The following is a 4,380-nucleotide window of genomic DNA, read 5'->3' as shown; positions in this document are numbered from 1 at the left end:
GCCCTCGCTGATCATGCGATAGAGGTCGTCGGCGCATTCGAGATAGGCCGTTTCGAGAGCGCTGGCCGACCGCCGCGACACGCGCGCGGCATCACGACTGAGCACCGCGACGACCCGGCCGTCCCAGCGCACGGGCACGGCCTGCCGGATGTTGATCCCGGCGCCCGGGGACGACTTGACGTCGACGATCGCGCCGGTCTCGAAAGCCTCACGCACGTAGGGATGTTCGTTGTCGGAGACGAGGGTGCCGACAGCGTCCTCCGGAATGACCGTGGACGCGGTGGTGGGCCGGCACTGCGCGACGCACACGATTCCGGACGGCGCGGCATCGACCCAGAGGAGAACGTCGGCGAACGACAGGTCGGCGAGCAACTGCCACTCGCCCACGACCCGCTGCAGGTGATCGACGGCCGCACCCGGAAGATCGGTGTACCTCGCGAGCAACGAGCTGAGTGTGGACACGGGAACCGCTTTCGTACTCAGGAGATATCCGTCGTCAGGAGATGACGGCGATGAGGTCGCCCTGCTGGATGACGTCCCCGACCGTGACGCCCACGGAGGTCACCGTGCCGGCCGTCTCGGCAAGCACCGGAATCTCCATCTTCATCGACTCGAGGATCACCAGCGTGTCGCCCTCGGCCACCACGTCACCCTCTCGCACGACGACCTCGAACACGGTCGATACCATCTCCGCGCGTACGTCTTCCGCCATCGAACACCTCGTTTCACACTCCGGCGGCGGACCTGCCGACAGGACCACTCGACCGCACGTGAAACACTGTAATGAACGAGAAAGGAGATCCCACCATGGGTAAGCGAGGTCGCAAGAAGCGCAGCCGCAAGGGTAACGCCGCCAACCACGGCAAGCGTCCCAACGCCTGAGACGCGAACAGGGGCCGGAAAGCAGCAGCTTTCCGGCCCCTGTCACGTTCGGACCTGTCACGTGCGGCGCCGTCCCGAACGGGAGCCCGTGCGCCGTCCCGCTACGACTCGGTGATGTCGGTTTCGGTGATCACCACGGTGCGGCGGATCTGCAGCATCAGCCGTTCCCGCAGCCCCTCGGGGGCGTGTTCGCCGCCGCACTTGCGACCGAGCAGCGACTTGATCTTCTCCTCGATCCCGTAGGCCTCGAGACACGTGCCGCACTCGTCGAGGTGCCGTTGCAGCTTCTCCCGGGAACCGGCGTCGCACTCGGAGTCGAGCAGCAGATAGACGTCCGCGATCACCGCCGAGCAGTCGAGTCGATCGAAGTCGGGTTCGCTCACTGCGCTGCTCCCTTTCCGCTCTCGGCCGGATCCGTCGTTCCGGTTGCCGCGTCCACGGCCTTCCCCCGCATGAATCCACGATCGCGCGCCACGTCGGCCAGCAGGCCGCGCAGCTGCTTGCGTCCCCGGTGCAGTCTCGACATCACGGTGCCGATCGGCGTGCCCATGATCTCTGCGATCTCCTTGTAGGGGAATCCTTCGACATCGGCGTAGTAGACGGCCATGCGGAACTCCTCGGGAAGTTCCTGCAACGCCGCCTTGATGTCGTCGTCGGGAAGCGCGTCGAGCGCCTCGACCTCGGCGGACCGCAGGCCGGTGGACGAATGCTCGGCCGTGGCGGCGAGTTGCCAGTCGGTGATCTCGTCGGTCGGATACTGCGCGGGCTGCCGCTGCCGCTTCCGGTACGAGTTGATGTAGGTGTTGGTGAGGATCCGGTACAGCCACGCCTTGAGGTTGGTTCCCTCCCGGAACGACCGGAAGGCGGAGAACGCCTTGATGTACGTCTCCTGCACCAGATCTTCGGCGTCGGAGGGGTTGCGGGTCATCCGCAGCGCAGCGCCGTAGAGCTGATCGAGCAGGGGAAGCGCATCCCGCTCGAACCGCTCCGTCAGTTCTTCCACAGACTCCTCGACCACACCGATCCCTTCATCGACGCCTGTCGAGAAGGCTACCGGTACGACGGCGTCCGGATCGGGGGGACGCCGGACGGCGTCCGGTCGAGGCGGGCACAGCACTGCCACGAATTCTCCGATCGTCGGGTGTCGGGTGGCCGGTGGACCCACCCGTCGGAATGCAACGCCGCACCCACTGCGCTTGTTCCCCACCTCCGGTTTTCTAAAGTGATCGGATGGCCTCGACATCCACTCCCGCGACGGTGTTGCTGAACCGCGAGAAGGTCGCGCACCGGGTCCACGAGTACGCACACGATCCGAGGGCCGCGTCCTTCGGCGCCGAGGCCGTCGAGGAACTCGGCGAGCGCCTCGGGGTCTCCCCCGAGCAGATCTTCAAGACGCTGGTGGTGTCGCCGGCGGACGGCAAGCTCGCCGTCGCGGTGATCCCGGTACCGGCGACGCTGTCGCTCAAGGCCGTGGCAGGGGCGCTGGGCGGCGGCAAGGCCGTGATGGCCGATCACACCGCCGCCGAACGCGCGACCGGCTACGTCGTCGGCGGCATCTCACCCCTCGGGCAGCGCAGGCGTCTACGCACCGTGATCGACGCCTCGGCAGAGGAGTGGGACCGCGTGCTGTGCAGTGCGGGCCGGCGCGGGCTCGAGATCGAACTGGATCCGCACGATCTGATCCGGCTGACCGGCGCGGTCGTGGCACCGATCACGGCCGGTCCGTAGGGCCCGTCCGCTCCAGCGGCGCGCCTACAACAGCACCATCTGATCGCCGGCGCCGTCGTCGGGTTGCAGCAGTTCGGGACCATTGTTGCGGATGCTGTTGACCTTCGCGGACACGCGGCGGATCTCGATCGCCGAGATCGCCTCGACGCTCGGCACGATCAGCTCCGGGTGACCGAGGCTGTCGGGATCGAGCCACGCGTCCCATCGCTCCGGCGGAAGGATCAGCGGCATCCGCTCGTGCACGTTGCCGAGTTGCTCGACCGACTGCGCGGTGAGGATCGCCGTGCTCGACAACGGGGGCGCCTTCGGGTTCCGCGGGTCGCGCCATTCGGCCCACAGTCCGGCCATGCAGACCCGCGATCCGTCGGCGGGCGACATGAAATACGGAACCTTGCGGGGCTTGCCGTCCGGTGCCGGCTCGACCTGCCATTCGTACCAGCCGTCCATCGGGACGAGACACCGCTTGCGGCGCAGCGACCGGGCGAAGCTCGGCTTGGTGGCGACCGATTCGGATCGAGCGTTGATCAGCGGAGCGGACCGTCCGATCTCCTCGGCGAACGGAGGCACGAGGCCCCAGCGCATGCGGCGGAGACGACGACGGACCGGGCCGTCGGGATCCTCACCGTCGTGCCTGGCGACGACGGTGAGCACCTCGCTGGTCGGCGCGACGTTGTAGTCGGGTCCCCGGCCCTCCCCGCCGGTGTCGTCGCCGGTCTCGTCGAGTGCGTCGAGTTCGACGGCGAGCATCGCCGGGTCGGCCGTGGAGACATACCTTCCGCACATGCCGTCGAGTGTGGCATCGGGGGGTGACGGAACCGACACCGGCGCACACGGGTGGGCGAGGGTGCCCGCGCCGGTCCGGATGGGCGAAGATGGTCGGGTGAGTCTGTGGAGAGCACCCCGCGCCGTGTCCCCGGTTCGAGCGTCGGTGACGCTGCCGGGATCGAAGTCGATCACCAACCGTGCCCTGATCCTGGCCGCACTCGCCGACGGGCCGTCCACCGTGACCGGCGCGCTGCGCAGCCGCGACACCGATCTGATGATCGGAGCCCTGCGCACGCTCGGCACGACCGTCACCGAGCGGGACGGCGGCACCACCCTCGACGTGACCCCCGGGCCGCTACGCGGAGGCGACGTCGCGTGCGGACTGGCCGGCACCGTCATGCGATTCGTGCCGCCGCTGGCGGCGCTGGCCGACAGCGACGTGCGATTCGACGGCGACGAACAGGCACGCGTCCGCCCGATGAGCACCGTGCTCGACGCGTTGCGCGCTCTCGGCGCCGACATCGACGGCGACCGGCTCCCCTTCACCGTGCACGGTCACGGGAGCCTCGGGGGTGGTGCGGTGACGATCGACGCGTCGGCCTCGTCGCAGTTCGTCTCGGGTCTGCTCCTCTCGGGCGCCGCCTTCGACGAGGGCGTGGTGGTGCACCACGACGGCAAGCCGGTGCCGTCCATGCCGCACATCGAGATGACCGTCGAGATGCTCCGGGCGGCCGGAGTCCCCGTCGACACGTCCGAGGCGAACATCTGGCGGGTGCCGCCGTCGACGATCGAGGCACTCGACGTCACCGTCGAACCGGACCTGTCGAACGCCACCCCCTTCCTGGCGGCCGCGGCCGTCACCGGCGGTGTCGTCTCGGTACCGCTGTGGCCGGAGTCGACGACGCAGGCCGGTGACGCGATCCGCGGGATCCTCGAGCAGATGGGCGCGGAGGTGTCGTGGGCCGACGGGACGCTCACCGTGCGAGGCCCTCACGAGCTGACAGG

General features: G+C 68.6%; 8 protein-coding genes. 3 read left to right on the top strand and 5 right to left on the bottom strand.

All coding sequences use genetic code 11. The annotated features are described in order from the left end of the window. On the bottom strand, nucleotides 1-462 hold a 462-nt coding region (locus R1101_RS0116850), incomplete at its 3' end, for a histidine kinase N-terminal domain-containing protein (protein WP_026003385.1). A gap of 34 nt (nucleotides 463-496) precedes the next feature. Next, nucleotides 497-712, bottom strand: coding sequence for a biotin/lipoyl-binding carrier protein (locus R1101_RS0116845; protein WP_026003384.1), 216 nt, complete (start codon nucleotides 710-712; stop codon nucleotides 497-499). Nucleotides 713-807: 95 nt separating this feature from the next. On the opposite strand from R1101_RS0116845, the gene R1101_RS31530 reads away from it, so the two are divergent. After that, the gene (locus R1101_RS31530; protein WP_022597109.1) at nucleotides 808-882 is read left to right on the top strand and encodes a 50S ribosomal protein bL37; all 75 of its coding nucleotides are present in this window, start codon (nucleotides 808-810) and stop codon (nucleotides 880-882) included. 101 nt (nucleotides 883-983) lie between these two features. On the opposite strand, the gene rsrA is transcribed toward R1101_RS31530, so the two are convergent. Further along, entirely contained in the window at nucleotides 984-1,265 is a 282-nt protein-coding gene (rsrA, locus tag R1101_RS0116840; protein WP_016934542.1) for a mycothiol system anti-sigma-R factor, read from the bottom strand. Further along, entirely contained in the window at nucleotides 1,262-1,900 is a 639-nt protein-coding gene (locus R1101_RS0116835) for a sigma-70 family RNA polymerase sigma factor (protein WP_051017571.1), read from the bottom strand. Before R1101_RS0116835 ends, rsrA begins: the two co-directional genes overlap by 4 nt. Nucleotides 1,901-2,112: 212 nt before the next feature. Between R1101_RS0116835 and ybaK the strand changes: the two genes are divergently transcribed. Beyond that, nucleotides 2,113-2,610 carry a Cys-tRNA(Pro) deacylase gene (ybaK, locus tag R1101_RS0116830; protein WP_026003383.1) on the top strand — a complete coding sequence of 166 codons (498 nt, stop codon included), beginning with the start codon at nucleotides 2,113-2,115 and terminating at the stop codon, nucleotides 2,608-2,610. A 24-nt stretch (nucleotides 2,611-2,634) separates the two neighbouring features. On the opposite strand, the gene R1101_RS0116825 is transcribed toward ybaK, so the two are convergent. Then, nucleotides 2,635-3,393, bottom strand: a complete 759-nt coding sequence (locus R1101_RS0116825; RefSeq protein ID WP_026003382.1) for an SOS response-associated peptidase — start codon at nucleotides 3,391-3,393, stop codon at nucleotides 2,635-2,637. Between the two features lie 79 nt (nucleotides 3,394-3,472). On the opposite strand from R1101_RS0116825, the gene R1101_RS0116820 reads away from it, so the two are divergent. Next, a partial coding sequence (locus R1101_RS0116820; RefSeq protein ID WP_037223880.1) for a 3-phosphoshikimate 1-carboxyvinyltransferase occupies nucleotides 3,473-4,380 on the top strand: 908 nt, incomplete at its 3' end.

Origin of the sequence: Rhodococcus sp. R1101, assembly GCF_000278445.1 — a bacterium.
Classification (GTDB): Bacteria; Actinomycetota; Actinomycetes; order Mycobacteriales; family Mycobacteriaceae; genus Rhodococcus; species Rhodococcus gordoniae.
This window is presented reverse-complemented; position numbering and strand designations above follow the sequence as displayed.

What these genes read in the sequence shown, in the direction of transcription:
- R1101_RS0116845 (WP_026003384.1), bottom strand. Translation starts at nt 712, where the DNA reads ATGGCGGAAGACGTACGCGCGGAGATGGTATCGACCGTGTTCGAGGTC.
- ybaK (WP_026003383.1), top strand. Translation starts at nt 2,113, where the DNA reads ATGGCCTCGACATCCACTCCCGCGACGGTGTTGCTGAACCGCGAGAAG.
- R1101_RS0116825 (WP_026003382.1), bottom strand. Translation starts at nt 3,393, where the DNA reads ATGTGCGGAAGGTATGTCTCCACGGCCGACCCGGCGATGCTCGCCGTC.